Source organism: Burkholderia sp. HI4860 (assembly GCF_002223045.2).
GTDB lineage: Bacteria > Pseudomonadota > Gammaproteobacteria > Burkholderiales > Burkholderiaceae > Burkholderia.
On sequence record NZ_NKFO02000003.1, the window covers coordinates 3,236,047 to 3,260,635 of the forward strand.

General features: G+C 67.9%; 23 protein-coding genes. 11 read left to right on the plus strand and 12 right to left on the minus strand.

Annotated features, from left to right (window positions below; genetic code table 11):
- Positions 1-123: 123 nt before the first annotated feature.
- Both CFB34_RS30425 and CFB34_RS30430 read left to right on the plus strand, forming a co-directional pair.
- A complete protein-coding gene (locus CFB34_RS30425; protein ID WP_089440460.1) occupies positions 124-1,029 on the plus strand; it encodes a LysR family transcriptional regulator in 906 nt (301 codons plus the stop codon).
- Between the two features lie 159 nt (positions 1,030-1,188).
- Complete coding sequence (locus CFB34_RS30430; protein WP_031399397.1) at positions 1,189-1,623, plus strand: universal stress protein; 435 nt, start codon at positions 1,189-1,191, stop codon at positions 1,621-1,623.
- A 199-nt stretch (positions 1,624-1,822) separates the two neighbouring features.
- On the opposite strand, the gene aceA is transcribed toward CFB34_RS30430, so the two are convergent.
- The 3 genes from aceA to CFB34_RS30445 all read right to left on the minus strand — a co-directional run bounded on the left by aceA (position 1,823) and on the right by CFB34_RS30445 (position 5,720).
- Entirely contained in the window at positions 1,823-3,130 is a 1,308-nt protein-coding gene (gene aceA, locus CFB34_RS30435; RefSeq protein ID WP_089440459.1) for an isocitrate lyase, read from the minus strand.
- A 411-nt stretch (positions 3,131-3,541) separates the two neighbouring features.
- Complete coding sequence (locus tag CFB34_RS30440) at positions 3,542-5,092, minus strand: DEAD/DEAH box helicase (RefSeq protein ID WP_089440458.1); 1,551 nt, start codon at positions 5,090-5,092, stop codon at positions 3,542-3,544.
- A gap of 358 nt (positions 5,093-5,450) precedes the next feature.
- The gene (locus tag CFB34_RS30445; RefSeq protein ID WP_031399394.1) at positions 5,451-5,720 is read right to left on the minus strand and encodes an acyl-CoA-binding protein; all 270 of its coding nucleotides are present in this window, start codon (positions 5,718-5,720) and stop codon (positions 5,451-5,453) included.
- A gap of 148 nt (positions 5,721-5,868) precedes the next feature.
- Here CFB34_RS30445 and tsaB point away from each other — a divergent pair, with 148 nt between their 5' ends.
- Genes tsaB through CFB34_RS30465 form a run of 4 tightly spaced genes read left to right on the plus strand, consistent with a single transcriptional unit; the run spans position 5,869 to position 9,119 of the window.
- The gene (gene tsaB, locus CFB34_RS30450; RefSeq protein ID WP_089440457.1) at positions 5,869-6,636 is read left to right on the plus strand and encodes a tRNA (adenosine(37)-N6)-threonylcarbamoyltransferase complex dimerization subunit type 1 TsaB; all 768 of its coding nucleotides are present in this window, start codon (positions 5,869-5,871) and stop codon (positions 6,634-6,636) included.
- On the plus strand, positions 6,633-7,133 hold the full coding sequence (gene rimI / locus CFB34_RS30455; RefSeq protein WP_089440456.1) for a ribosomal protein S18-alanine N-acetyltransferase: 501 nt from the start codon (positions 6,633-6,635) through the stop codon (positions 7,131-7,133). The genes tsaB and rimI overlap by 4 nt, the downstream gene beginning before the upstream one ends.
- A complete protein-coding gene (locus CFB34_RS30460) occupies positions 7,120-8,157 on the plus strand; it encodes a uracil-DNA glycosylase (protein WP_089440455.1) in 1,038 nt (345 codons plus the stop codon). Before rimI ends, CFB34_RS30460 begins: the two co-directional genes overlap by 14 nt.
- On the plus strand, positions 8,154-9,119 hold the full coding sequence (locus CFB34_RS30465; protein ID WP_089440454.1) for a DUF1853 family protein: 966 nt from the start codon (positions 8,154-8,156) through the stop codon (positions 9,117-9,119). The genes CFB34_RS30460 and CFB34_RS30465 overlap by 4 nt, the downstream gene beginning before the upstream one ends.
- Positions 9,120-9,137: 18 nt before the next feature.
- Here CFB34_RS30465 and thiD read toward each other — a convergent pair whose 3' ends face one another.
- Both thiD and lplT read right to left on the minus strand, forming a co-directional pair.
- A complete protein-coding gene (gene thiD / locus CFB34_RS30470) occupies positions 9,138-9,947 on the minus strand; it encodes a bifunctional hydroxymethylpyrimidine kinase/phosphomethylpyrimidine kinase (RefSeq protein ID WP_089440453.1) in 810 nt (269 codons plus the stop codon).
- A 58-nt stretch (positions 9,948-10,005) separates the two neighbouring features.
- Positions 10,006-11,313 (minus strand): lysophospholipid transporter LplT, encoded by a 1,308-nt coding sequence (lplT, locus tag CFB34_RS30475; RefSeq protein ID WP_089440452.1) that lies wholly within the window; start codon positions 11,311-11,313, stop codon positions 10,006-10,008.
- A gap of 218 nt (positions 11,314-11,531) precedes the next feature.
- Here lplT and alr point away from each other — a divergent pair, with 218 nt between their 5' ends.
- From alr to CFB34_RS30490, 3 genes are all read left to right on the plus strand, one after another.
- Entirely contained in the window at positions 11,532-12,602 is a 1,071-nt protein-coding gene (gene alr / locus CFB34_RS30480; RefSeq protein ID WP_089440451.1) for an alanine racemase, read from the plus strand.
- An 11-nt stretch (positions 12,603-12,613) separates the two neighbouring features.
- On the plus strand, positions 12,614-13,990 hold the full coding sequence (radA, locus tag CFB34_RS30485) for a DNA repair protein RadA (RefSeq protein WP_089440639.1): 1,377 nt from the start codon (positions 12,614-12,616) through the stop codon (positions 13,988-13,990).
- A gap of 146 nt (positions 13,991-14,136) precedes the next feature.
- Positions 14,137-14,403: a DUF2866 domain-containing protein gene (locus CFB34_RS30490; protein ID WP_039342663.1), complete on the plus strand. Its 267-nt coding sequence runs from the start codon at positions 14,137-14,139 to the stop codon at positions 14,401-14,403.
- Positions 14,404-14,602: 199 nt separating this feature from the next.
- On the opposite strand, the gene CFB34_RS30495 is transcribed toward CFB34_RS30490, so the two are convergent.
- Entirely contained in the window at positions 14,603-16,534 is a 1,932-nt protein-coding gene (locus CFB34_RS30495; protein WP_089440450.1) for an ATP-binding cassette domain-containing protein, read from the minus strand.
- Between the two features lie 136 nt (positions 16,535-16,670).
- Here CFB34_RS30495 and CFB34_RS30500 point away from each other — a divergent pair, with 136 nt between their 5' ends.
- The gene (locus CFB34_RS30500; RefSeq protein ID WP_089440449.1) at positions 16,671-17,150 is read left to right on the plus strand and encodes a glutathione peroxidase; all 480 of its coding nucleotides are present in this window, start codon (positions 16,671-16,673) and stop codon (positions 17,148-17,150) included.
- A gap of 63 nt (positions 17,151-17,213) precedes the next feature.
- Here CFB34_RS30500 and cls read toward each other — a convergent pair whose 3' ends face one another.
- The 6 genes from cls to dapC form a co-directional block, all read right to left on the minus strand.
- Positions 17,214-18,653, minus strand: coding sequence for a cardiolipin synthase (gene cls / locus CFB34_RS30505; protein WP_089440448.1), 1,440 nt, complete (start codon positions 18,651-18,653; stop codon positions 17,214-17,216).
- A 108-nt stretch (positions 18,654-18,761) separates the two neighbouring features.
- Positions 18,762-19,670 carry a 50S ribosomal protein L3 N(5)-glutamine methyltransferase gene (gene prmB / locus CFB34_RS30510; protein WP_089440447.1) on the minus strand — a complete coding sequence of 303 codons (909 nt, stop codon included), beginning with the start codon at positions 19,668-19,670 and terminating at the stop codon, positions 18,762-18,764.
- 11 nt (positions 19,671-19,681) lie between these two features.
- Positions 19,682-20,821, minus strand: coding sequence for a succinyl-diaminopimelate desuccinylase (gene dapE / locus CFB34_RS30515; RefSeq protein WP_047850710.1), 1,140 nt, complete (start codon positions 20,819-20,821; stop codon positions 19,682-19,684).
- A 90-nt stretch (positions 20,822-20,911) separates the two neighbouring features.
- A complete protein-coding gene (locus CFB34_RS30520) occupies positions 20,912-21,280 on the minus strand; it encodes an ArsC family reductase (protein ID WP_069248286.1) in 369 nt (122 codons plus the stop codon).
- On the minus strand, positions 21,280-22,107 hold the full coding sequence (gene dapD / locus CFB34_RS30525) for a 2,3,4,5-tetrahydropyridine-2,6-dicarboxylate N-succinyltransferase (RefSeq protein WP_014896723.1): 828 nt from the start codon (positions 22,105-22,107) through the stop codon (positions 21,280-21,282). The genes CFB34_RS30520 and dapD overlap by 1 nt, the downstream gene beginning before the upstream one ends.
- 47 nt (positions 22,108-22,154) lie before the next feature.
- Entirely contained in the window at positions 22,155-23,387 is a 1,233-nt protein-coding gene (dapC, locus tag CFB34_RS30530; RefSeq protein ID WP_089440446.1) for a succinyldiaminopimelate transaminase, read from the minus strand.
- 159 nt (positions 23,388-23,546) lie between these two features.
- On the opposite strand from dapC, the gene CFB34_RS30535 reads away from it, so the two are divergent.
- The gene (locus CFB34_RS30535; protein WP_089440445.1) at positions 23,547-24,488 is read left to right on the plus strand and encodes a DMT family transporter; all 942 of its coding nucleotides are present in this window, start codon (positions 23,547-23,549) and stop codon (positions 24,486-24,488) included.
- Positions 24,489-24,589: the final 101 nt, after the last annotated feature.

A 24,589-nucleotide genomic window follows, 5' to 3' on the forward strand; every position in this document is an offset into this window, starting at 1 on the left:
AATTCTATTCGTGATCGTATGTGCTAAAAAAGACGCTAAACATCACTTGATCTTTTACTTTTATCTACCTAATCTTGAGCGGTTCAAGCTAGTTGAAGGGTGGCGGCGCCGCCCGTGCGAGTCATGGACCGGTTCAAGCAGATCGAAACGTTCGCCGCGGTCGCGGCAAAGGGCAGCCTGTCGGCGGCCGCGCACGCGGAAGGCGTCGCGCCGGCGATCATCGGCCGCCGGCTCGACGCGCTGGAGGAGCGGCTCGGCGTGAAGCTGCTGGTGCGCACGACGCGCAAGCTCACGCTGACGTTCGAGGGTTCGGCGTTCCTCGAGGATTGCCAGCGCGTCATCAACGACATGCAGAACGCGGAGGCGAGCGTGTCCGCCGGCGGCGTCAAGGCGAGCGGCCACCTGCGCATCTCGGCGCCGGCCGGCTTCGGCCGACGGCACGTCGCGCCGCTCGTGCCCGAATTCAGCGTCGGGCATCCGGATGTATCGGTCACGCTCGACCTGTCCGACCGCATGGTCGACCTCGTCAACGAGGGGTTCGATTGCGCGGTGCGGCTCGGCGAGCTGCCCGACTCGTCGCTCGTGTCGCTGAAGCTCGGCGAGAATCGCCGCGTGTGTGTCGCTTCGCCCGCGTATTTGGCTCGACGCGGCACGCCGGTCACGCTCGCCGATCTGGCGCGGCACAACTGCCTCGCGCTCGCGGCAAACGCGAACCAGCAACGCGGCTGGACATTCCAGGAGGACGGCAAGGTCGTGTCGATCCGCGTGAACGGCACGATGGAATGCTCGGACGGCGCGGTGCTGCACGAGTGGTGCCTCGCGGGCCACGGCCTGGCGTGGCGTTCGTGGTGGGAGGTCGGCGAGGACATCGCGGCCGGCCGGCTCGTCAGCGTGCTCGACGCATTTGCGGCCCCGCCGATCGGCATTCACGCGGTGTTTCCGCAGCGCCGGCATCTGCCGTTGCGCGTGCGGCTGTTTCTCGATTGCCTGAAGCACACGTACGAGCAGCCCGGATATTGGGGCGAGTAGGCCGCGCGTGCCCGCGTGTTTCCGATATGAGGGCGAACCCGCTGCGCAGCCCGGCCGCGTGCTTTCACGTCCTACAATCGAAACAGGCATGCCCCACGCGACGCAGCCGGACCGCCCGGAAGCGCGGCGCGCGGAGTGCGATTGACGAAGGAGGGCGCGATGTTCCGGCACATCCTCGTTCCAACCGACGGTTCCGAACTGTCGCAGAAGGCGATCGACGGCGCGATCGACCTGGCGCGCGCGGTCGGTGCGCGGGTCACGGCCTACGCGTGCCTGCCGCAGTATCCGTACTCGCCGTTTTCCGAAGTGATCATCGAGCCGCCCGCCGATTTTCGGGCGCGCAGCGAGCGCGAGGCGCGTGCGCACCTCGACGAGGTCGAATCGGCCGCGAAGGCGGCCGGCGTCGATTGCGACACCTGGACGAGCGTGCATCCGTCGCCGTATCTCGGCATCATCGAGGCGGCCGAACGCGGCGGCTGCGACGTGATCTTCATGGCGTCCCACGGACGCCGCGGGCTCGGCAGCTTGCTGATCGGCAGCGAGACGCAGCGCGTGCTGACCCATACGAAAATTCCGGTGATCGTGTATCGGTAGGGCGGCGCCCTGGAAAAAGGGCGCGCCGGACGGAGCCGGCGCGCGTCGTTGCTGGCGGCCCGCAGGCCGCGCGGCCGGTCGCGCGATCGGTATCGCGCGCCTGCCGTCTCCTCCCTGATTGTTGTTCGGTGGCCGATGCCGCGCCGTCGCGAGACGGGGCGGGCATCGGCATGACGCGTGGCGCGTCGTGCTTTGCGGCTTACGCGACCTTCTTGCCGTCGAAGAACTGCTCGTCTTCGGTCGAGCCGTGCAGCGCGGTGGTCGATGCTTCGCGTTCGACCGTCTGCGTCACCGCGTCGAAATAACCGGTGCCGACTTCGCGCTGGTGCTTGACCGCCGTGAAGCCCTTGTCCGCTGCCGCGAACTCGGCCTGCTGCAGTTCGACGAACGCGCTCATCTGCGTGCGGGCATAGCCGTGCGCGAGGTTGAACATCGAGTAGTTCAGCGCATGGAAGCCGGCCAGCGTGATGAACTGGAACTTGTAGCCCATCGCGCCGAGCTCCTTCTGGAACTTCGCGATCGTCGCGTCGTCGAGGTTCTTCTTCCAGTTGAACGACGGCGAGCAGTTGTACGACAGCAGCTTGCCCGGGAACTGCTTGTGGATCGCTTCCGCGAACTTCTTCGCGTACTCGAGATCCGGCTTGCCCGTTTCGCACCAGACCAGGTCGGCGTACGGCGCGTACGCGAGACCGCGCGAGATTGCCTGCTCGATGCCCGGCTTCGTGCGGAAGAAGCCTTCCACCGTGCGCTCGCCCGTCAGGAACGGCTTGTCGTTGTCGTCGATGTCGGACGTGATCAGGTCGGCTGCTTCCGCGTCGGTGCGGGCGACCAGCACGGTCGACGTGCCCATCACGTCGGCCGCGAGACGTGCTGCCGACAGTTTCGCGACCGCTTCACGCGTCGGCACCAGCACCTTGCCGCCCATGTGGCCGCACTTCTTCACCGAAGCGAGCTGGTCCTCGAAGTGCACGCCCGACGCGCCGGCTTCGATCATCGCCTTCATCAGTTCGAACGCGTTCAGCACGCCGCCGAAACCGGCTTCCGCATCGGCGACGATCGGTGCGAAGAAGTCGACATAGCCTTCGTCGCCCGGGTTCTTGCCCTCCGACCACTGGATCTGGTCGGCGCGCGTCAGCGTGTTGTTGATGCGCTTCACGACGAGCGGCACCGAGTTTGCCGGGTACAGCGACTGGTCCGGGTACATTTCGCCCGCGACGTTCGCGTCGCCGGCCACTTGCCAGCCGGACAGGTAGATCGCCTTCAGGCCGGCCTTCACCTGCTGCATCGCCTGGTTGCCGGTCAGTGCGCCGAGTGCGTTGACGAACGGCTCGTTGTTGACGAGGCTCCACAGTTTTTCCGCACCGCGCTTGGCGAGCGTGTGCTCGATCGGGATCGAACCACGCAGGCGGACCACGTCCTCGGCCGAGTAGCTGCGCTTGATGCCCTTCCAGCGCGGATCGGTTTCCCATTGATGCTGCAGTTCCTGTGCCTGTTGCTGTCGCGACATGATGAGCTCCTTGATGCGGTGCGATGCCTGATGGGTTGACTCTGACGGTGTTGAGGCTGTTCTCGAAGCCGGGAGCGGTGCGTTCCGGTTCGTGAGGTCTTGTATAAGAGTCTAGGCAAATCGACTGGAGCAGGACAGGGGGCGGGCTGACGGGCGGGATAAATTTTTAGTCGTTTTAAATCAATATCTTGAAATAACAATTTCGGGATAAGAAATGCTTTTTTCCATCCCGCAATCGCCCGGGTTGTGCCGCGCAGCATGATTTTTTACGACACAAAAAAATTTTCCGCATCGTGAAATGTAGGGCGGGGCGAAAAAAAACCGGCGCGGATGCGCCGGTTGGCGGGATGGGCAGGGCGGTTATCCGCGGGCCTGCCCTCCGGAGGACGGCCGATGGCCGCCCGTGCGTCCTTACGACGCGGAGTTGCTGCGACGCGGGCCGCCGCTGCGCTGGCCGTCGCGACGCGGGCCGCCGTCACGGCTGCCGCCCGGCTTGCCGCTCCAGCCGCCGCCATTGCCGCCGCCGTAGCTGCGGCCGTTGCCGTTGCCGTTGCCGCCATAACCGCCGCCCGGCTTGCCGCCGAAACGACGACCGCCGTTGCCGCCGCCCGGACGGCCACGGCCGCCGGTGCCGCCGTTACGCGGGGGCGCCTTGCGCGGCTCGAAGCCTTCGATCACGTTGACCGGCAGCGGCGCGCGCACGAAACGCTCGATGCGCTTGAGCGCGCCTTGCTCGGCGTGGTGCACGAGGCTCACGGCCGTGCCCGAACGGCCTGCACGGCCCGTACGGCCGATACGGTGCACGTAGTCTTCCGCGAACTTCGGCAGGTCGTAGTTGAACACGTGCGTGATGCCCGGGATGTCGATGCCGCGTGCCGCGACGTCGGTGGCCACCAGCACGCGCACACGGCGCTCGCGCAGCGCACGGATCGTGCGGTTACGCGCGCCCTGCGGCAGGTCGCCGTGCAGCGCGGCCGATTCGAAGCCTGCGTCGGCGAGACGGCCGGCGAGCTGGTCGGCGTCGATCTTGGTCGCCGTGAAGATGATCGCCTGGTCGAGCGCGCCGTCGCGCAGCAGGTGATCGAGCAGGCGATCCTTGTGGTCGCGGTCGTCGACGTAGTGCACGGTCTGCGCGATGTTCGCGCGCGACTCGAGGCGCTGCTGGATCTCGATGCGTTCCGGATCCTTCAGCAGGCGGCTCGTCAGCGAACCGATCTTGCCGTCGAGCGTGGCCGAGAACAGCATCGTCTGGCGCGACTCGGGCGTGGCGGCGACGATCGTTTCGATGTCGTCGATGAAGCCCATGTCGAGCATGCGGTCGGCTTCGTCGAGCACGAGCATCTTCAGCTCGGACAGGTCGATGCGGCCGCGCTCGAGGTGGTCGAGCAGACGGCCCGGCGTGGCGACCAGGATTTCCGGGTTCTTCGCGAGCAGCATCAGCTGCTGGCCGTAGGCGACGCCGCCGAGGATGCTGACCGTGCGCAGGCGCTTCAGGTGCTTGCCGTAGGTCGTTGCGGCCGTGGTGACCTGCATCGCGAGTTCACGGGTCGGGGTCAGCACGAGCAGGCCCGGGCGCGCGACGGGTTGCGGGCGGCGCGCACGGCGGTCGCCCTGATTCGGTTCGCGCGGCGCGCGCGGTTGCTGCGCCTGCGCTTTCTGGAGCTGCGCGAAACGTTCGATCGCGGGCAGCATGAATGCGGCGGTCTTGCCCGAACCGGTCGGGCTCGAGACCAGCAGGTCACGGCCGGCGATGCCGGCCGGAATCGCGCGCTGCTGGACCGGCGTCGGCTTCACGTAGCCGGCGGCCTGCAGCGCGGAGACGATCTCCGGCGACAACCCGAGCGACGCGAAGTTCGGCTCGTCCGACGCCGGTTCGACCGCGGCCGGTACGGCGGCGTCGTCGAGACCGAGCGCCTGGTCGGCGATCGCGTTGAGCGGGCTGGAGTTGATGCTCGAAGTCATAACAATCCTTGAAACACAGTGGGTGAAACGTCGGCGCCAATCGCGCATACCCAAGTCGTCGGATTCAGCGAGCAAATCGGGAAACGGGTGCAATCCGCCGAACCTTCGGCGGATGAGGCATTAGAAGCTGTTTTGGGTGCGGCGCGCTTCTGGAGCGAGGCCGCCAGCCTAGTTGACGACCGCAAGGGTCGAAGCAGGAGGGGACAGGTTCTAAACCGGATTGGAGCTTAACGCTACGAGGCGTCAGGCCGGAACGGCTTGCGAGCCGAGCGCGGAAGATGACGCAGGCAGCATTATAAAGAGATTTGCTGCGCTGCGCCACTGATTTGATTGCCTATTGCGGCAGGGCGCGATTCGGTCAGGAAGCCGTGCCGTTCTTCAGCGATTCGACGAGTTCGATGTACTGCTGCTTCGCCGCATCCTGCGACGTGCCCTTCAGCGCATCCCAGGCGTCGTACTTGTATTTGCCGACGATGTCGGTGAAGCCCGGCTTGTCGCCATGGGCGTCGCCGTCGGTCGCCTGCTTGAAGAGCGCGTACAGGCGCAGCAGGGTCAGGTTGCCCGGACGCTCCGTCAGTTGCTTGACGTCGATCTGGGCCTGGTCGAATTGGGCGGTGAGGTCGCTCATCGGGTGTCTCCGTAAGGGTTTCAGGTCGGGCGATCTTAACAAGCTGACCGCCGCGCGGGGTCGAGCGATCCTTCCAAACCGCCGCCCGGTGCGGCGCGCACGCACGGATCGGGCCAGATCGCCCGTGGGAGCAGGGCGCCGCATTACAATGTCGCCCATGACGCAAACAGTGCTCCTCGCCATCGATACGTCGACCGAATACTGCTCGGTCGCGCTGCTGCGCTCGGCCCATGCCGATGACGCCGTTTCCACCCCGCAAACCTGGGTCCGCCACGAGCTGACGGGCGCCGTGTCGAGCACGCGCGTGCTGCCGGCCATCCAGGCGCTTTTCGCCGAATCGGGGCTGACGCTCGCCGATTGCGACGCGATCGCGTTCGGCGCGGGCCCCGGCTCGTTCACGGGCCTGCGCACCGCGACGGGTATCACCCAGGGTCTCGCGTTCGGGCGCGGGCTGCCGGTCGTGCCGATCGGCACGCTGCTCGCGTGCGCCGAGCACGCGCGGCTGCGCGCGCCTGGCACGACCCGCGTGCTGGCCGCGCTGGACGCGCGGATGGACGAAGCCTACTGGGCGGATTTCGCGTGGGACGACAGCACCGGCGACTGGCGTACGCTGCATCCGGCCTCGCTCGACGCGCCGGGCGCCGTCGGCGTGCCCGATGTGCCGTTCACGCTCGCGGGCAATGCGGCTGCCGCGTTCGGCGCGCAATTGCCGGCTGCGGCGCGCGCGGCCGTGATCGACGGCGACGCCATGCCGCACGCGCTGGCGGTCGCCCATGCCGCGCTGCGTGCGTTCCGCGCCGGCCGCGCGGTGCCGGCCGATCAGGCCGCGCCGGAGTACGTGCGCGACAAGGTCGCGCAGACCACCGCCGAGCGCGTCGCGGCGCGGGCCGCGCAGGCGGGCGGAGCGAAGGGATGACGGGCGTACTGCTGAGCGACCGCTATCTGGCGCCGATGACGGATGCCGATCTCGACGAGGTCGTCGCGATCGAGCACGTCGCGTACGAATTCCCGTGGAGCCGCGGCAACTTCGAGGATTCGTTGCGCAACGGCTATCTGGGCGTGTGCCTGCGGCACGTGACGGGTTCGCTGATCGGCTATTGCGTGCTGATGCCCGTGGTCGACGAGATGCACCTGCTGAATCTGTGCGTCGCGCCGGCCGCGCAGTGCGCGGGCGCGGGCCTGGCGCTGCTGCGCGAGGCCGTGCGCATTTCGCGCGCGGAAGGGCTCGACGGCGTGCTGCTCGAGGTGCGGCCGTCCAATCCGCGCGCGATCCATCTGTACGAGCGTTTCGGCTTCGTGACGATCGGCCGGCGCAAGAATTATTACCCGGCGAAGCATCGCAGCCGGGAGGACGCGATCGTGATGCGTCTGACGCTGAACAAGGACGAAGGGGACGCGCATGGCATGGGCTGAAGCGGCGCTCGAGGAAATGGGCCTCGCGCAGATCTGGGTGCGGCGCGGGCAAGGCGCGGGTGAAGGCACGGACGAGGGCGCGGCAGCCGAAGCGCACGCCGCCGCGCAAACCGGCGCGGTGGACGCCGCACCGGCCGCCGCGACCGGGCGACCTGCGCGGACTGCGCGTCCGCCGGTGCAGGACGACGCATCGCCGGCAGTGGCGCGGAGCGCCGATGCGTCGCCGGCTCGCACGCCGGCCGCCGCCCCGTCGCGGCGCGTCGACGGCGGCGAACGCGCGCCCGTACCGGTGACGCCGGTCGCGTCGGCCAACACGATGCCGCCGCTGGACGACATGCCGCCTGCCGGACCCGACGATTTCGCGTGGTTCGACGCGGCGCCGCCGGGCGATCCCGTGCCGATGGCCGAATCGCGTTCCGTCGGTACGCCGGTTGCCGCGCTCGACTGGGATGCGCTGGCCGCGCGCGTGGCCAACTGCACGCTGTGCGGTTTGTGCGAGAAGCGGACCAACACCGTGTTCGGCGTCGGCGACCGCGAAGCGGACTGGATGCTGATCGGCGAAGCGCCGGGCGAGAACGAGGACAAGCAGGGCGAGCCGTTCGTCGGCCAGGCCGGCAAGCTGCTCGACAACATGCTGCATTCGCTGTCGCTCAAGCGCGGCGACAACGTGTATATCGCGAACGTGATCAAGTGCCGGCCGCCCGGCAACCGTAATCCGGAGCCGGACGAGGTCGCGAGCTGCGAGCCTTATCTGCAGCGCCAGGTCGCGCTCGTGAAGCCGAAGCTGATCGTCGCGCTCGGCCGCTTCGCCGCGCAGACGCTGCTGAAGACGGACGCGAGCATTGCGTCGCTACGCGGCCGCGTGCATGCGTACGAAGGCGTGCCGGTGATCGTGACCTACCATCCGGCGTACCTGTTGCGCAGCCTGCAGGACAAGTCGAAGGCGTGGGCCGACCTGTGCCTCGCGCGCGACACGTTCCGGCGCGCAGAAGGCGGCGACGCGAACGGGCCGGCCGGGCAATGACGACCGGCGCGGCGTGTGCATTCGTCGATACGCTGCATGACGTCGCGGTTCGGGATCTGGGCTGGCTGCTGGCCAGCCCGAGCCTGCTCACCGCGGTGCCGGACGCGCCGCTGGCGCGTCCGTGGCTGGATGCGGTGGGACAGTCGGCCGTCGAAGCATGGCTCGCCGCGCTCGATGCGCAGCCCGAGCCGCTGCATCGCGCGCTCGACGGATTCCGGCCCACCCGGCTCGGCCGTTACGCCGAATGCCTGCTCGAGTATTTCCTGACGCACGGGCCGTCGCTGCGGCTCGTCGCGGCCAACCTGCCGCTGCGCAGCAACGGCAAGACGCTCGGCGAAGTCGATTTCCTCGTCGACGCGCCGGACGGGCGGCGCCTGCACTGGGAGCTAGCGGTGAAGTGCTATCTGTGCGCGCCGGTGCAAGCCGGTGCGTCGCTTGCCGATTTCGTCGGCCCGAACCTCGTCGACCGGTTCGACCGCAAGCGCCGCCGGTTGCTCGAGCACCAGCTGCGGCTCGGCGATCGCGACGGGTTTGCGCGCCTCGGCTACGGCGCGCCGTCCGATGCGCAGATGTTCATCAAGGGCTGGTTGTTCTATCCGCACGGCGCGCCGCTGCCGCCGGTGTCCGTGGAAATCGCGCCGGATCACCCGCACGGTTTCTGGCTCACCCACGCGCAGTGGCCGGCCTGGGCGGCCGAGCAGGGTGCTGACGTTGCATGGAGCGTGTTGCCGCGGCTTGCGTGGCTGGCGCCGCGACGGGCTGCCGCCGGTAGCGGATTCGAACCCGACATGCTGGCGGCCACGCTGGAATTGCCGCCGGTGTTGACGACGCGCGAGGCGCCCGCGCTGATCGGCATCCATGAAAAGGGTAGTGACGGCACGTGGCGCGAGACGGCGCGCGGCTTCGTCGTGCCGGACGACTGGCCGGTGCGCGCCCAGGCGTTCGCGGCGCAGGATCACTGACGCCGCGTCAGCAGGCGCTCACCACCAGCGATGGAAGTGATGGACGGGGCCGACGCCGTGACCGACGTCGAGGTGGCCGCTCGCGGCGATCGCGCCGGTCAGGTAGGTCTTGGCTTCGCGCACCGCGCTTTCGAGGTCGGGCTGCTGCGGCAGCAGCGCCGCGATCGCCGACGACAACGTACAACCCGTGCCGTGCGTATTGCTGACCGGCACGCGTGCGCCGTCGAGCCGCACGGTGCAGGTCGCTTCGACGAGCCAGTCGGGGCTCGCGGACGCGTCCGGCAGGTGGCCGCCCTTCATCAGCACGGCGCGCGCCCCCGTCTGTAACAGTGCCTGACCTTGCCGGACCATGTCGTCTTCCGTGGTTGCGGGCGCATCGTTCAGCAGCGCGGCTGCTTCGGGCAGATTCGGCGTCACGACCGTCGCGAGCGGCAGCAGCGCATCGCGCAACGCGTCGACGGCATCGGGTGCGAGCAGCGCGTGCGCGCTCTTCGAGATCATCACCGTGTCGAGCACGACGAAGCGCGGCGTGTAGCGCCGCAGCGCGTCGGCCACCGCGTGCACGATCGCCGCGTTCGCGAGCATCCCGATCTTGACCGCATCGATGCGGATGTCGCCGAACACCGCGTCGAGTTGCGCGGTCACGAACGCCGCGTCCGGCGCATGCACGCCCGTCACGCCGCGCGTGTTCTGCGCGGTCAGCGCGGTGATCACGCTCGCGCCATACGCGCCGAGCGCGGAAAAGGTCTTCAGGTCGGCCTGGATGCCGGCGCCGCCGCCCGAATCGGAGCCGGCGATCGTCAGGAGGTTGGGTATCGGGTGCGTCATGAGGGCAACGCGCCGGTTCGAGGACCGGCGCCGGCAGACGGAAACGGGAAGTGTAGCGTCAGTGCCGCGATTCGCCGATCAGCGCGACCGAGTCGAACTGGCGCTGGTTCGCCTGGTGACGGCGCATCACGAGCCACATCGTCAGGCAGACGAACGTGCCGAACAGCACGATCACGACGCCGACCGGCACGTCGAGCCACACGAGCACCGCGTACAGGCACAGCATCACGAGCACCGACAGGTTCTCGTTGAAGTTCTGCACCGCGATCGAGTGGCCGGCCGACAGCAGCACGTGGCCGCGATGCTGCAGCAGCGCGTTCATCGGAACGACGAAGTAGCCGGACAACGCGCCGACGCACATTAGGAAGATGTACGCGATGATCAGGTACACGGGCATGCGCAGGTGGCCGAAGTGCACGGCCCAGTGCGACGGGAACAGGTCGCGCGTGTAGAACGCCATCAGCATCACCGCGATGCCCATGATGATGCCGACGGGCAGCACGGTCAGCGACTTCTTCAACGGGATTCGGGCGGCGGCGGCGATTGCGCCGGCCGCGACGCCGACGGCGACCACGGCCTGCAGGATCGCGCCTTCCGACAGCGACATGCCGAGCGACACTTCAGCCCACTTCAGCACGATGAACTGCAGCGTCGCGCCCGCGCCCCAGAACAGCGTCGTGACCGCCAGCGAGATCTGGCCGAGCTTGTCGCGCCACAGCACCATGAAGCAGTCGGCGAAATCCGTGAGAAGCTTGACCGGGCCGCGTTCCTGCTTCGGGTAGCGGGCGCCCGTATCGGGGATGCGCAGGTTGAACAGCGCGGCGATCACGTAGATCGCCATGATGATCGCCATCGCCGCTTCGGCGGGCGTGCCGATCCAGGCCGGCGTGTGCGCGATCACGTGCGATGCGATGTGCGGGCTGATCAGCGCCCCGCCCAGCACGGTGCCGAGGATGATCGAGCTGACGGTCGTGCCTTCGATCCAGCCGTTCGCGGCGACCAGCCGGTCGGCCGGCAGCAGCTCGGTGAGGATGCCGTATTTCGCGGGCGAGTAGGCCGCCGCGCCGAACCCGACGATCCCGTATGCAATCAACGGATGGGCGCCGAACAGCATGATCATGCAGCCGACGACCTTGATCGAGTTGGTGATGAACATCACGCGGCCCTTCGGGCGCGAATCCGCGAAGGCGCCGACATAGGCCGCCAGCACCACATAGGACAACACGAAGAACAGCTTCAACAGCGGTGTCATCCAGTTGGGGGCGTGGAGGTCTTTCAGCAGGGCGATGGCGGCGATGAGGAGCGCATTGTCGGCCAACGACGAGAAAAACTGCGCGGCCATGATGGTGTAAAAACCTTTTTTCATCTGATGCGATGCTTTCGTCGCTGCGGCAGGGCCGCGTAGGCCGCCTGGTATGCGATCGGCTTATTCCGTTCGAAATGGGTTGTGCGCACGGCTTTATAACATGAAAATACGCCAATTCGGACTAGCAAGATTCCCCGATCGTTCCGCAAATTGTCGGCTTCAGTGCTCAAAAGGCGCGGTAAGCTGATGATTCGCAAGCGTCTTTACGTAAATTTCCCATGCCGCGCCCGATCTCCGCCACCATCCATACCGCCGCTCTCGCGAACAATCTCTCCGTCGTCCGCCGCTTTGCCGGCCCGTCCAAGGTCTGGGCGGTCGTCAAGGCCAACGCGTACGGTCACGGGCTCGCGCGCGTGTTTCCCGGCCTGCGCGGTACCGACGGCTTCGGCCTGCTCGACCTCGACGAGGCCGTCAAGCTGCGTGAGCTCGGCTGGGCCGGCCCGATCCTGCTGCTCGAAGGGTTCTTCCGCTCGACCGACATCGACGTGATCGACCGCTACAGCCTGACGACGACCGTCCACAACGACGAGCAGATGCGGATGCTGGAAACGGCGCGGCTGTCGAAGCCCGTCAACGTGCAGCTCAAGATGAACAGCGGGATGAACCGGCTCGGCTACGTGCCGGAAAAATACCGCGCCGCATGGGAGCGCGCCCGCGCGTGCCCCGGCATCGGCCAGATCACGTTGATGACCCATTTTTCGGATGCGGACAACGAGCGCGGCGTCGCCGAGCAGCTCGCGACGTTCGAGCGCGGCGCGCAAAGCATTGCCGGCGCGCGCAGCCTCGCGAACTCCGCGGCCGTGTTGTGGCACCCCGATACCCACTTCGACTGGGTGCGCCCGGGGATCGTGCTGTATGGCGCGTCGCCGTCCGGGCTGTCGTCCGACATCGCCGATACCGGGCTGAAGCCCGCGATGACGCTCGCGTCCGAGCTGATCGCGGTGCAGACCATCGGGAAGGGCCAGGCGATCGGTTACGGCTCGACGTTCTCCGCGCAGGCGCCGATGCGGATCGGCGTGGTCGCGTGCGGTTACGCGGACGGCTATCCGCGGGTCGCGCCCGAAGGCACGCCCGTGATCGTCGACGGCATCCGCACGCGGATCGTCGGTCGCGTATCGATGGACATGATCACCGTCGACCTGACCCCGTGCCCGCAGGCCGGCGTCGGCGCGCGCGTCGAGCTGTGGGGCAACGCGCTGCCGATCGACGACGTCGCCCGCCATTGCGGCACGATCGGCTACGAGCTGATGTGCGCAGTTGCCGGCCGCGTGCCCGTGCGAGCGGAATAAGGGCGTTGCGCGTGGCCAAACAGAAAACCGTATACGTCTGCAGCGAGTGCGGCGGACAGACCCCGAAGTGGCAGGGGCAATGCCCGTCGTGCCAGGCCTGGAACACGCTGGTTGAATCGGCCGCCGAATCGCCGTCGGCCCACCGATTCCAGTCGCTTGCGAAGCGGGCGCCCGTCCAGCGTCTCGTCGACATCGAAGCGGCCGACGTGCCGCGCTTCTCGACCGGCATCGGCGAATTCGATCGCGTGCTCGGCGGCGGGCTGGTTCCGGGCGGCGTCGTGCTGATCGGCGGCGATCCGGGCATCGGCAAGTCGACGCTGCTGCTGCAGTCGCTCGCGGACATCGCGAGCGAGCGGCGCGCGCTCTATATCAGCGGCGAGGAGTCGGCCGCGCAGATCGCGTTGCGCGCGCAACGGCTTGCGCTGCTCGACGGCGGTGCGCCGGCGGATGAGCTGAAGCTGCTCGCCGAGATCCAGCTCGAGAAGATCCAGGCCGCGATCGACACGGAACGGCCGGACGTGGCCGTGATCGACTCGATCCAGACCGTCTATTCGGAAGCGCTCACCTCGGCGCCGGGCTCGGTCGCGCAGGTGCGCGAGTGCGCGGCGCAGCTCACGCGTATCGCGAAGCAGTCGGGCACCGCGATCATCATGGTCGGGCACGTGACCAAGGAAGGCAACCTGGCCGGCCCGCGCGTGCTCGAGCACATCGTCGACACGGTGCTGTACTTCGAAGGCGACACGCATTCGTCGTTCCGGCTCGTGCGCGCGTTCAAGAACCGCTTCGGCGCGGTCAACGAGCTCGGCGTGTTCGCGATGACCGAGCGCGGGCTGCGCGGCGTCGCGAATCCGTCCGCGCTGTTCCTGTCGCAGCACGAGCAGATCGTGCCCGGCTCGTGCGTGCTCGTCACGCAGGAAGGCACGCGCCCGCTGCTCGTCGAAATCCAGGCGCTCGTCGATACGGCGCACGTGCCGAACCCGCGCCGGCTCGCGGTGGGCCTCGAGCAGAACCGGCTCGCGATGCTGCTCGCGGTGCTGCACCGGCACGCGGGCATCGCGGCCTTCGACCAGGACGTGTTCCTCAATGCCGTGGGCGGCGTGAAGATCACCGAGCCGGCCGCCGACCTCGCTGTGCTGCTGGCGATCCATTCGTCGATGCGCAACAAGGCGCTGCCGAAGGGGCTGATCGTGTTCGGCGAAGTCGGGCTGGCGGGCGAGATCCGGCCGTCCCCGCGCGGGCAGGAGCGGCTGCGCGAGGCGGCGAAGCTCGGTTTTACGTCCGCGCTGATTCCGAAGGCGAATGCGCCGAAGCAGCCGATCGAAGGGTTGAACGTGATGGCCGTCGATCGGCTCGAACAGGCGATCGATCGCGTGCGCGATCTCGAGTGACCGGCCCGGCAGCCGCCCGGGCCATGCGTGCGGGCGATCTGTCACGTAATTCGCTGTAAAGAAGATGTAGGGTTATGTAACCCGACGGACATCGCTTTTCCCTATCCTTTGCCGGATTGTCGAACCGCGCAATGCGAAGGGATCCTATGTTGAAATCGTATGGGGAAGCGCCGAGCGGACGCCTTTACAACCTGCGTGGCTGCCGCGTGTCCGAGCCGATTCGCCAGCCCTGGGGCGGCGGATGCCGGATCGTCGAATGGATCGACGACGAGGGGCGCCTGGCGCGCAAGGTCGTGTCCGAGGACGTGACGGAAGCGGAAGTCGCCGCGGCGATCCGGCGGCCGACCGAAGGGCGCCGGCACCTGATGGGCGACGACGAGCAGATGCCGCGCGACACGTTGCCGCGACGCTGAGCCGGCAACTCGGCGAATCGGGTGATTGCGGTAATGAATGAACAGGCCGGGCCGGCGCGCCCGGCCTTGTCGTATCTGGGCCCGCCGAGGGCCGGATGGTCTGTCGAGGTGCTGCGATGCCGAGGGGGCGGGGCGCGGTGCGGCGCCAGCCGGCACGCCGGGCTGGCCGGCGCATCGGCCGGCCGTGCCGCGACGGCGGTCAGCCGATCTGCTCGAGTTCTTCCTGTGCGGCGAGCCACTCGGCCTCGACCGTTTCCAGACGCGTGTTGACGTCCCCGAGCTTGCGGATCGCGTCGGTCAGTTCCGTCTTGCGCTCGGCCTCGTAGCTCGCCGGGTCGGCGACGAATGCGTCGAGGCGCGCCTTCTCCGCGTGCAATGTCTCCATTTCCTTTTCGAGCTTCGTGATGCGCGTCTGCAGCGGCTTCTTCAGCACCGACAGGCGCTGCCGCTCCTCGGCAGCCTGACGCTTCTGGTCCTTGCGGTTGGCCGCGGCACCTGCACCCGAAGAAGCCGCGCTGTCGGCCTTCGCGGCCGCGCGCTGCTCGGCCGCGTGCTGCAGCAGCCAGTCGCGGTAGTCGTCGAGGTCGCCGTCGAACGGCTGCAGCCGGTGCTTCGCCACCAGCATGAACTGGTCGGTCGTCGCGCGCAGCAGGTGGCGGTCGTGCGAGACGAGGATCAGCGTGCCTTCGAACTGCGCGAGCGCCATCGTCAGCGCATGGCGCGTTTCGAGGTCGAGGTGGTTGGTCGGTTCGTCGAGCAGCAGCAGGTTCGGCTTCTGCCAGATGATCAGCGCGAGCGCGAGGCGTGCCTTTTCACCGCCCGAAAACGGCCCGACCGGGGTGGTCGCCATGTCGCCCGAGAAGTTGAAGCCGCCGAGGAAGTCGCGCAGCTCCTGCTCGCGCGTGTCGGGCGCGAGCCGCGCCAGATGCGCGAGCGGCGAATCGTCCTCGCGCAGCGTTTCGAGCTGGTGCTGCGCGAAATAGCCGATCGTCAGCCCCTTGCCGTCGCGGACATGCCCCGACAGCGGCGCGAGCGTGCCGGCCAGCGTCTTGATCAGCGTCGACTTGCCCTGGCCGTTTGCGCCGAGCAGGCCGATACGCTGGCCGTTCTGGATCGACAGCGCGACGCGCTCGACGATCGGGATTTCCGCTCCGCCGTCGGCGTGGTAGCCGCAGCGGACGTCTTCCATCACCATCATCGGGTTCGGCGCGGCATCGGGCGTGCGGAATTCGAACGTGAACGGCGACGCGATGTGCGCAGGCGCGATCAGCTCCATCTTCTCGAGCGCCTTCATCCGGCTCTGCGCCTGCTTGGCCTTGGTCGCCTTGGCCTTGAAGCGGTCGACGAAGCTCTGCAGGTGCTCGATCGTCTTCTGCTGCTTTTCGTACGCGCTTTGCTGCAGCGCCAGTTGCTGCGCGCGCAGCACTTCGAACTGCGAGTAGTTGCCGCCGTAGCGCTTCACCTGGCGGTTTTCCAGATGCAGCGTGACATTGCAGATCGAATCGAGGAATTCGCGGTCGTGCGAAATCACGACGAGCGTGCCGGGGTAGCGGTGCAGCCAGTCTTCGAGCCAGACGATCGCGTCGAGGTCGAGGTGGTTCGTCGGTTCGTCGAGCAGCAGCAGGTCGGAACGGCACATCAGCGCCTGCGCGAGGTTCAGGCGCATGCGCCAGCCGCCGGAGAAGCTGGCGACGGATTCGCGCGTCTGCGCGAGCGTGAAGCCGAGGCCGAGCAGCAGCGCCTCGGCGCGGGCGGGCGCGGTATAGCCGTCGGCGTCGGCAAACGCCGCGTGCGCGTCGGCTTCGGCGGCGCCGTCATGCGCGGCGGACGCGGCGGCGATGCGCGCCTCGATCTCGCGCAGCGCGGCGTCGCCGTCGAGCGTGTAGTCGAGCGCCGAGCGGTCGACCGCGGGCGTTTCCTGCGACACATGGGCGATCCGCCACGACGGCGGCATCGAGAAATCGCCGCCGTCCGAGTGCAGCTCGCCGCGCAGGACCGAGAAAAGGGTCGACTTGCCGGCGCCGTTCGCGCCGATCAGGCCGGCTTTCTCGCCGGGATTGAGCACGAAGGAGGTCGACTCGAACAGCGGCTTGGTGCCGCGCGCAAGGCTGAACTGATTGAAACGGATCACGGCGGAAATGACTGGCCAAAACCGCTATTCTAGACTGCGCGCCGCTCGCGCCGGGCATTGGCCGTTCGGCGGATGCCGCAACGGGGCAATTTCGCCTAGACTCCACGTCGATCCGGTTTCGTAAAAGGAGTGCCCGATGTCCACCCTGTATTCGTTCAGCGCAGAGACGCTTGCCGGCGCGCCGGTCTCGCTCGACGCGTATCGCGGCAAGGTGCTGCTGATCGTCAACACCGCGAGCGAGTGCGGTTTCACGCCGCAGTACGCGGGCCTGCAGAAGCTGTACGACCAGTACGCGGCGCGCGGCTTCTATGTGCTCGGCTTCCCGTGCAACCAGTTCGGCAAGCAGGAGCCCGGCGACGCCACGCAGATCGGTGCGTTCTGCGAGCGCAATTACGGCGTCACGTTCCCGATGTTCGCGAAGATCGACGTGAAGGGCGACCATGCGCATCCGCTGTACCGCTACCTGACCGACGAGGCGCCCGGCATTCTCGGTCTCAAGGCGATCAAGTGGAATTTCACGAAGTTCCTGGTCGATCGCGAAGGGCGCATTGTCAAGCGCTACGCGCCGTCGACCAAGCCGGACGAAATCGCCGCGGATATCGACAAGCTGCTGTGACGGCTGCCGGCGGCGTTCGCGGCGCCGGTGCGGATCGCACGGGCGCTGCCGCCGCCCCGGCCGCTAGAGGATCGGGGCGAACAGCCGCGCGACGTGCATCGCGATGCGCCGCCAGGCGGGCGATTGGCGGTATTCGCTCGCATCGACCTCGTACGCCTGCGCGAAATCGGCATCGAGCATCGTCTCGACTTCGTCGGCGAACGTGCGATCGACGGTCAGCACCATGATCTCGAAATTGAGGCGGAACGAGCGGTTGTCGAGGTTCGCGCTGCCGATCGCCGCCGCGATGCGGTCGATCAGCACGACCTTCTGGTGCAGGAAGCCGGGCCGGTAGCGGAACACCTTGACGCCCGCATCGACCAGGTCGCGCGCGTACAGCTTCGACGCCTCGAACACCACGTAATGATCGCGCCGGCTCGGGATCAGGATGCGCACGTCGACGCCGCGCATCACGGCGAGCTTCAGCGCGGCGATCACGGCTTCGTCGGGGACGAGGTACGGCGTGGTGATCCAGACCCGCTCGCGCGCGGCATTGATCGCCTCGACGAAGAACAGCGAGCCCGTCTCCTGCTTGTCGGCCGGCCCCATCGGCACCGCGAGGCAATGCATGTTGTCGCCGGGCTGCGCGGGCGGGGGCAACGCGAGCGGCGGCAGCTTCTGCGTTGCCCAGTGCCAGTCTTCGGCGAACACGTACTGGATGCTCGCGACCACCGGGCCGCGAATCTCGATGTGCGTGTCGCGCCACGGCGACAGGCGCGGCTTCGCGCCGAGATACTCGACGCCGACGTTGTGGCCGCCGACGAACGCGCAATTGCCGTCGACGACGACGATCTTGCGGTGGTTGCGGAAGTTGAGCTGGAAACGGTTAACGAACTTCCGGTTGGTCGCGAACGGGTGAACCTCGACGCCGCCCCGGCGCAACGTGTCGACGTAGCTGTGCGGCAGGTCGAAGCTGCCGATGCTGTCGTACAGCAGGCAGCAGCGCACGCCGGCCGCCGCGCGCGCGAGCAGCGAGTCGCGCAGCATCCGGCCGAGCGCATCGTCGCGCACGATGAAGAACTGCACCACCACGTAGTCGCGCGCCGCGTCGATGGCTGCCAGGATCGCCGAGAACGTCGCGTCGCCGTTCACGAGCGTGCGCACCGAATTGCCGCCGAGGAACGGCATGCCGCCGAGCCGCGTGAGCGCGAGCACCGCGGCCTGGCCGATTGCGTCGGCGGCCGGCCCGTCGGTCGCGTCGGTGCTGAGCCAGGGCGAGCGCGGTGTGTGCATGCGCAACATTTCCAGCTCGTGGCGCCGGGCGTCCACGTAGCCGGAGAATTTGCTCCGGCCGAGGAACAGGTACGGAATGAGCGTCAGGTAGGGCATGGCCGCGAGCGAGACGGCCCACGCGATCGCGCCTTGCGACGTGCGCGTATTCATGATCGCGTGGAACGCCGCGACGATCCCGAGCACGTGGATGGTCAGGATCAGGGTGCCGAGATGTAGCCAGTCGAGGGTCATGGGCGCGTGTCGGACTCCTGAGGTCGCGCGGCCGGGCGGCCGCCTACGCGCATCTTACCCAACCGTGCGGCGCAACGGTGCACCGCACGGTGGGCGAGCCGGGAAGGCTCAGGCCTTGCGGGGCAGGTCCGACGCCTGGATCAGGAACACGGCGTCGTCGCCGGCGCTGGTGGGCAGCCACGTGAGCTCGAGGCCGCCGAACGCGGCTTCGACGTGCTCGCGCTCGTTGCCGATCTCGACGACGAGCACGCCGTCGTCGTGCAGCCAGCGATGGGCCTCGGCGACGATACGTCGCACGATGTCCATCCCGTCATCGCCACCGGCGAGCGCCATCTCCGGCTCGTGCCGGTACTCGGGCGGCAGCGCGGCCATCGACGACGCGTTCACGTACGGCGGGTTCGTCAGGATCACGTCATAGCGCGCGCCCGGGTCGGTGCGGAACGCGGGCAGCGGCGCGTAGAGGTCGCCGTGGTGCAGCGTGACGCGGTCTTCGAGGCCGTAGTCGCGCACGTTGATCTCGGCGACTTCGAGCGCCTTGTCGGACAGGTCGACCGCGTCGATCTCGGCGTTCGGGAACGCGCTCGCCGCAAGGATCGCGAGGCAGCCGGAGCCCGTGCACAGCTCGAGCACCGCGCCGACCTGTTCGGGGTCGGCGACGTACGGCTGCAGCCCGTCGTCGAGCAGTTCGCCGATGAACGAGCGCGGCACGATCACGCGTTCGTCGACGTAGAAGCGGTGGCCGTGCATCCACGCTTCATGCGTGAGGTACGCGGCCGGCACGCGGTCGGTCGCGCGCCGTTCGATCACCGCGAGCACGGCCGCGATTTCGTCGGGCAGCAGTCGCGCGTCGAGGAACGGCTCGAGCGTGTCGAGCGGCAGGTCGAGTGTGCGCAGCACGAGGTAGGCCGCTTCGTCGTACGCATTGTCGGAGCCGTGGCCGAATGCGAGTTTCGCCTTCGAGAAGCGCGTGACCGCGTAGCGCAGCAGGTCGCGAACAGTGGCAAAAGGTGTCGTCATGCGAGGCTCCATCAGGCGATCAGTTGTTCGAGCACGCGGCGGTACACGTTCTTCAGCGGGTCGACGAAGCGCACTTCGATGTGCTCGTCGATCTTGTGGATGCTGCCGTTCGGCGGGCCGAACTCGATCACCTGCGGGCAGATGCGCGCGATGAAACGGCCGTCCGACGTGCCGCCCGTGGTGGACAGCTCGGTCGTGATGCCGGTCTCGGTGCGGATCGCGTTTTCCAGCGCGCCCGACAGCTCGCCGCGCGGGGTGAGGAACGGCAGGCCGCTCACCGACCACTTCAGCGTGTATTCGAGGCCATGCTTGTCGAGGATCGCGTGCACGCGTGCCTGCAGGCCTTCGACCGTGCTGGCGGTCGAGAAGCGGAAGTTGAACAGCAGGTCGGCGTGGCCGGGAATCACGTTGGTCGCGCCGGTGCCGGCATGCAGGTTCGACACCTGCCAGGTGGTCGGCGGGAAGTATTCGTTGCCTTCGTCCCACTGCTCGGCGGCGAGCTCGGCGAGCGCCGGCGCGAGCAGGTGGATCGGGTTCTTCGCGAGGTGCGGATACGCGATGTGGCCCTGCACGCCCTTGACGACGAGTTCGCCCGACATCGAGCCGCGGCGGCCGTTCTTCACGACGTCGCCGAGCTCGGTGGTCGACGTCGGCTCGCCGACGATGCAGTAGTCCATGCGTTCGCCGCGCGCTTCGAGCAGCTCGACGACCTTCACGGTGCCGTCGGTAGCGGGGCCTTCCTCGTCGCTCGTGATCAGGAACGCGATCGCGCCGCGGTGGCCGGGATGCGCTGCGACGAATTCCTCGGACGCGACGACGAACGCCGCGAGCGACGTCTTCATGTCGGCCGCGCCGCGGCCGTACAGCTTGCCGTCACGATGGGCGGGGATGAACGGCGGCGAGCTCCATTGCTCGAGCGGGCCGGTCGGCACGACGTCGGTGTGGCCCGCGAACGCGAGCAGCTTGCCGTCGCGGCCGTCGGTGCCGCGCTTGACGGCCCACAGGTTGGTCACGCCGTGCGACGCGATGGTTTCGCATTCGAAGCCGAGCGCGGCGAGGCGCTCGGTCATGATCTGCTGGCAATGCTGGTCGTCGGGCGTCACGGATGCGCGGGCGATCAGCTGTTCGGTAAGGGCTAGGGTGGCGGACATGGTTCGGACCACTTTCGATAAAAAATGCCGGCGCGGTGGCCGGCAGCGACAAGACGTCGGGCTGCGCCGACAGGCGCAGCGCGGGCGGCCCTATGCGGCAAACAGCGCCGCGTATTGATCGGCCACGAAGCCGAGCGATTTCACGCGGCCGTTGACCACCAGCACGGGGCGCTTGATGACCGACGGCTTGTGGATCATCAGCGCGACCGCGCCGGCCTTCGTTTCGGCGGCCGCCTTCATCGCGTCGTCCAGGCCGCGCCACGTCGTGCCGCGCTTGTTGACGAGCGCGTCGAGCGACACGTCCTTCAGCCAGTCCTCGACGAGCGGTGCGCTGACACCGAGCTTCTTGAAGTCGTGGAACTCGAATTCGACGCCGTGATCGTCGAGCCACACGCGGGCCTTCTTCACGGTGTCGCAGTTCGGAATGCCGTAGACGACCACGGTGTGCGGCTTTGCCATCAGTCGCCTCGCAGCAGCTCGTTCAGGCCGACCTTCGCGCGGGTCTTCGCATCGACCTTCTTGACGATCACCGCGCAGTACAGGCTGTGCGAGCCGTCCTTCGACGGCAGGTTGCCGGCGACGACGACCGAGCCGGCCGGGATGCGGCCGTAGCTGACTTCGCCCGTCTCGCGGTCGTAGATCTTCGTGCTCTGGCCGAGGTACACGCCCATCGAGATCACCGAGTTTTCCTCGACGATCACGCCTTCGACGACTTCCGAGCGCGCGCCGATGAAGCAGTTGTCCTCGATGATGACCGGGTTGGCCTGCAGCGGCTCGAGCACGCCGCCGATGCCGACGCCGCCCGACAGGTGCACGTTCTTGCCGATCTGCGCGCACGAACCGACCGTGGCCCACGTGTCGACCATCGTGCCTTCGTCGACGTACGCGCCGATGTTGGTGTACGACGGCATCAGCACGACGTTCTTCGCGATGAACGAGCCGCGGCGCGCGATCGCCGGCGGGACGACGCGGAAGCCGCCCGCGGCGAAATCTTCAGCGGTGTAGTTCGCGAACTTCGACGGCACCTTGTCGTAGAACTGCGAGTAGCCGCCGGCGGGCATCGGCGCGTTGTCCTCCAGGCGGAACGACAGCAGCACGGCCTTCTTCAGCCACTGATGCACGGTCCAGTTGCCGTCGATCTTCTCGGCCACGCGCAGCGCGCCTTTGTCGAGCTGCTCGATCGCGTGCGCGACGGCTTCGCGGACGTCGGCCGGTGCGGCCTTCGGCGACAGCTCGGCGCGGTTGTCCCAGGCGGTATCGATGATTTGCTGAAGTTGTTGCGACATGTTCGTTTTCGCAGGAGATGGATGGAATTGATCGGATGGACGATTGATTACCGCGCGAGAGAGCGGCAGAAATCGACGATGCGTTGCGCGCCCTCGACGCATTCGGGGGTGCCCGCGACGAGCGCGATCCGGATGAAATCGCGGCCCGGATTCGTGCCGTGCGCATCGCGCGCCAGGTACGAGCCGGGCAGAACCGTCACATTATAGTCGGCGTACAGGCGGCGGGCGAACTCGGTGTCCGACAGCCCGGTGCGCGACACGTTGGCCCACAGGTAGAACGCGGCGTCGGGCAGCTTCACGTCGATCACGTCGGCCAGCATCGGCGTGACGGTATTGAACTTCTGCAGGTACAGCGCGCGGTTCTCGCGCACGTGCGCCTCGTCGTTCCACGCGGCGATGCTCGCGTGCTGCCAGACCGGCGACAGCGCCGCGCCGTGGTACGTGCGGTACAGCAGGAATTTCTTCAGCAGCGCCGCGTCGCCGGCGACGAAGCCGGAGCGCATGCCCGGCACGTTCGAGCGCTTCGACAGGCTCGACAGCATCACGAGCCGCTCGAAGCCGCGGCCGAGGCGGTGCGCGGCCTCGAGGCCGCCGAGCGGCGGCGCCGCTTCGTCGAAGTAGATTTCCGAATAGCACTCGTCGGACGCGATCACGAAACCGTGGCGGTCGGACAGTGCGAACAGCTCGCGCCAGTCGTCGAGCGTCAGCACGGCGCCCGTCGGGTTGCCCGGCGAGCAAACGTACAGCAGCTGCGTGCGCGCCCAGACGGTGTCGGGCACGGACGCGTAGTCGCACGCGAAGTTGCGGGCCGGATCGCTGTTCGCGAAATAGGGTTCGGCACCGGCCAGCAGCGCCGCGCCTTCGTAAATTTGATAGAACGGATTCGGACAGAGTACGATCGCTTTCTCGCCCTGTTCGGACGGGCGGGCGTCGATCACCGTCTGCGCGAGCGAGAACAGCGCCTCGCGCGAGCCCGACACGGGCAGCACCTGCGTGGCCGGATCGATGGCCGGCAGCCCGTAGCGGCGCTCGAGCCAGTGTGCGATCGACGTGCGCAGCGCGTCCGAGCCGGCGGTGGCCGGGTACGACGCGAGACCGTCGAGCGCGGCCACCACGGCGTCGCGGATCAGCGCCGGGGTCGCGTGTTTGGGCTCGCCGATGCCGAAGCTGATCGGTTTGAGGGCGCCGGAGGGCGTCACGTCCTTGAACAGGGCGCGCAGCTTTTCGAAGGGATAGGGCTGGAGCGAGTCGAGTCGAGGGTTCACGGGCGAAGCGGCCATCGCGGCCGGTTGGAGCGAAAGAAGCGGCGGGCGCGCCGCACGGCTGCGAACGGGCGCCGATGGCGCGCGGGTCGCAACAGACGATTATAGCGTGACGGAATGCGGTCACGGCCTGCCGGAACGGCGGCCGGGCCGGTCGAATAAAGGGTATTGAACCAAATGAATAACGCGGTACGCGGCAGCCTGCCGACGCTGGCCATCCTGATCGGCGCGTCGGTATGGGGCCTGATCTGGTATCCGCTGCGGATCCTCGCGTCGCTCGGCGTGACGGGCACGCTGGCGAGTGCGCTGACGAGCCTCGTCGCCTTCCTGTTCGTGATCGTCGCGCGCCACCGCACGATCGCGACGCTGCGCTGGCACTGGGTGCTGCCCGGCATCGCGGCGACGGCCGGCGTGACGAACCTCGGGTTCGTGTGGGGGACGATCCACGGCGAAGTGCTGCGCGTGATGCTGCTGTTCTACCTGACCCCCGCATGGACCGCCATCTACGCGCACTTCCTGCTGCGCGAGCGGCTGACCTGGGCCGGCGCCGGGCTCGCGGCGCTGTCGATCGGCGGCGCGATGCTGATGCTGTGGTCGCCGACGCTCGGCCTGCCGCTGCCGGCCACCCCGGCCGAATGGGCCGGGCTTGCGGCCGGGTTGAGCTTCGCGATGAGCAACGTGCTCGTGATCAAGGCGAGCCGCGAGTTGCCGGAGATGCGCGCCGAGATGCGTACCGCGACGCTGTTCGGCGGCGCGGCCGTGTTCGGTGCGATCGCATCGCTGTTCGAGGGGATCCCGGCTGCGCCCGCGGGCGGCCACCTCGGCACGGCCGCGCTGATCATCGTCGCGATCGGCGTGACGATGGCGTCGAACAACCTGCTCGTGCAATACGGGCTGGCGCGCGTGCCGGCCAACCGTGCGTCGATCATCATGCTGTTCGAGATCGTGATCACCGCGCTGTCGGCGTGGGTGTTCGCGAGCGAGCTGCCGACCGCCCGCGAGTGGGCAGGCGGCGCGTGCATCGTGCTGGCGACGCTGCTGTCGAGCCGGGTCCATCGTGCCGCGCCGGCACCGGACAAACCCGGCGACGGTCGGGACGGCGCACGCGCGATGGTATGATGGAAGCCGTTTGCGGGGCCCAACGCTGTATGCGCGCGGCCCCGCTTTTGAATTCCGGAGCGCATCGCGCGCATGGGCCGTCGGGCCCCGCGCAGTGCGGC

Coding starts and splice junctions, on each gene's coding strand:
- CFB34_RS30425 (WP_089440460.1), top strand. CDS start 124: ATGGACCGGTTCAAGCAGATCGAAACGTTCGCCGCGGTCGCGGCAAAG.
- CFB34_RS30430 (WP_031399397.1), top strand. CDS start 1,189: ATGTTCCGGCACATCCTCGTTCCAACCGACGGTTCCGAACTGTCGCAG.
- aceA (WP_089440459.1), bottom strand. CDS start 3,130: ATGTCGCGACAGCAACAGGCACAGGAACTGCAGCATCAATGGGAAACC.
- CFB34_RS30440 (WP_089440458.1), bottom strand. CDS start 5,092: ATGACTTCGAGCATCAACTCCAGCCCGCTCAACGCGATCGCCGACCAG.
- CFB34_RS30445 (WP_031399394.1), bottom strand. CDS start 5,720: ATGAGCGACCTCACCGCCCAATTCGACCAGGCCCAGATCGACGTCAAG.
- tsaB (WP_089440457.1), top strand. CDS start 5,869: ATGTCGCCCATGACGCAAACAGTGCTCCTCGCCATCGATACGTCGACC.
- rimI (WP_089440456.1), top strand. CDS start 6,633: ATGACGGGCGTACTGCTGAGCGACCGCTATCTGGCGCCGATGACGGAT.
- CFB34_RS30460 (WP_089440455.1), top strand. CDS start 7,120: ATGGCATGGGCTGAAGCGGCGCTCGAGGAAATGGGCCTCGCGCAGATC.
- CFB34_RS30465 (WP_089440454.1), top strand. CDS start 8,154: ATGACGACCGGCGCGGCGTGTGCATTCGTCGATACGCTGCATGACGTC.
- thiD (WP_089440453.1), bottom strand. CDS start 9,947: ATGACGCACCCGATACCCAACCTCCTGACGATCGCCGGCTCCGATTCG.
- lplT (WP_089440452.1), bottom strand. CDS start 11,313: ATGAAAAAAGGTTTTTACACCATCATGGCCGCGCAGTTTTTCTCGTCG.
- alr (WP_089440451.1), top strand. CDS start 11,532: ATGCCGCGCCCGATCTCCGCCACCATCCATACCGCCGCTCTCGCGAAC.
- CFB34_RS30490 (WP_039342663.1), top strand. CDS start 14,137: ATGTTGAAATCGTATGGGGAAGCGCCGAGCGGACGCCTTTACAACCTG.
- CFB34_RS30500 (WP_089440449.1), top strand. CDS start 16,671: ATGTCCACCCTGTATTCGTTCAGCGCAGAGACGCTTGCCGGCGCGCCG.
- cls (WP_089440448.1), bottom strand. CDS start 18,653: ATGACCCTCGACTGGCTACATCTCGGCACCCTGATCCTGACCATCCAC.
- prmB (WP_089440447.1), bottom strand. CDS start 19,670: ATGACGACACCTTTTGCCACTGTTCGCGACCTGCTGCGCTACGCGGTC.
- dapE (WP_047850710.1), bottom strand. CDS start 20,821: ATGTCCGCCACCCTAGCCCTTACCGAACAGCTGATCGCCCGCGCATCC.
- CFB34_RS30520 (WP_069248286.1), bottom strand. CDS start 21,280: ATGGCAAAGCCGCACACCGTGGTCGTCTACGGCATTCCGAACTGCGAC.
- dapD (WP_014896723.1), bottom strand. CDS start 22,107: ATGTCGCAACAACTTCAGCAAATCATCGATACCGCCTGGGACAACCGC.
- dapC (WP_089440446.1), bottom strand. CDS start 23,387: ATGGCCGCTTCGCCCGTGAACCCTCGACTCGACTCGCTCCAGCCCTAT.
- CFB34_RS30535 (WP_089440445.1), top strand. CDS start 23,547: ATGAATAACGCGGTACGCGGCAGCCTGCCGACGCTGGCCATCCTGATC.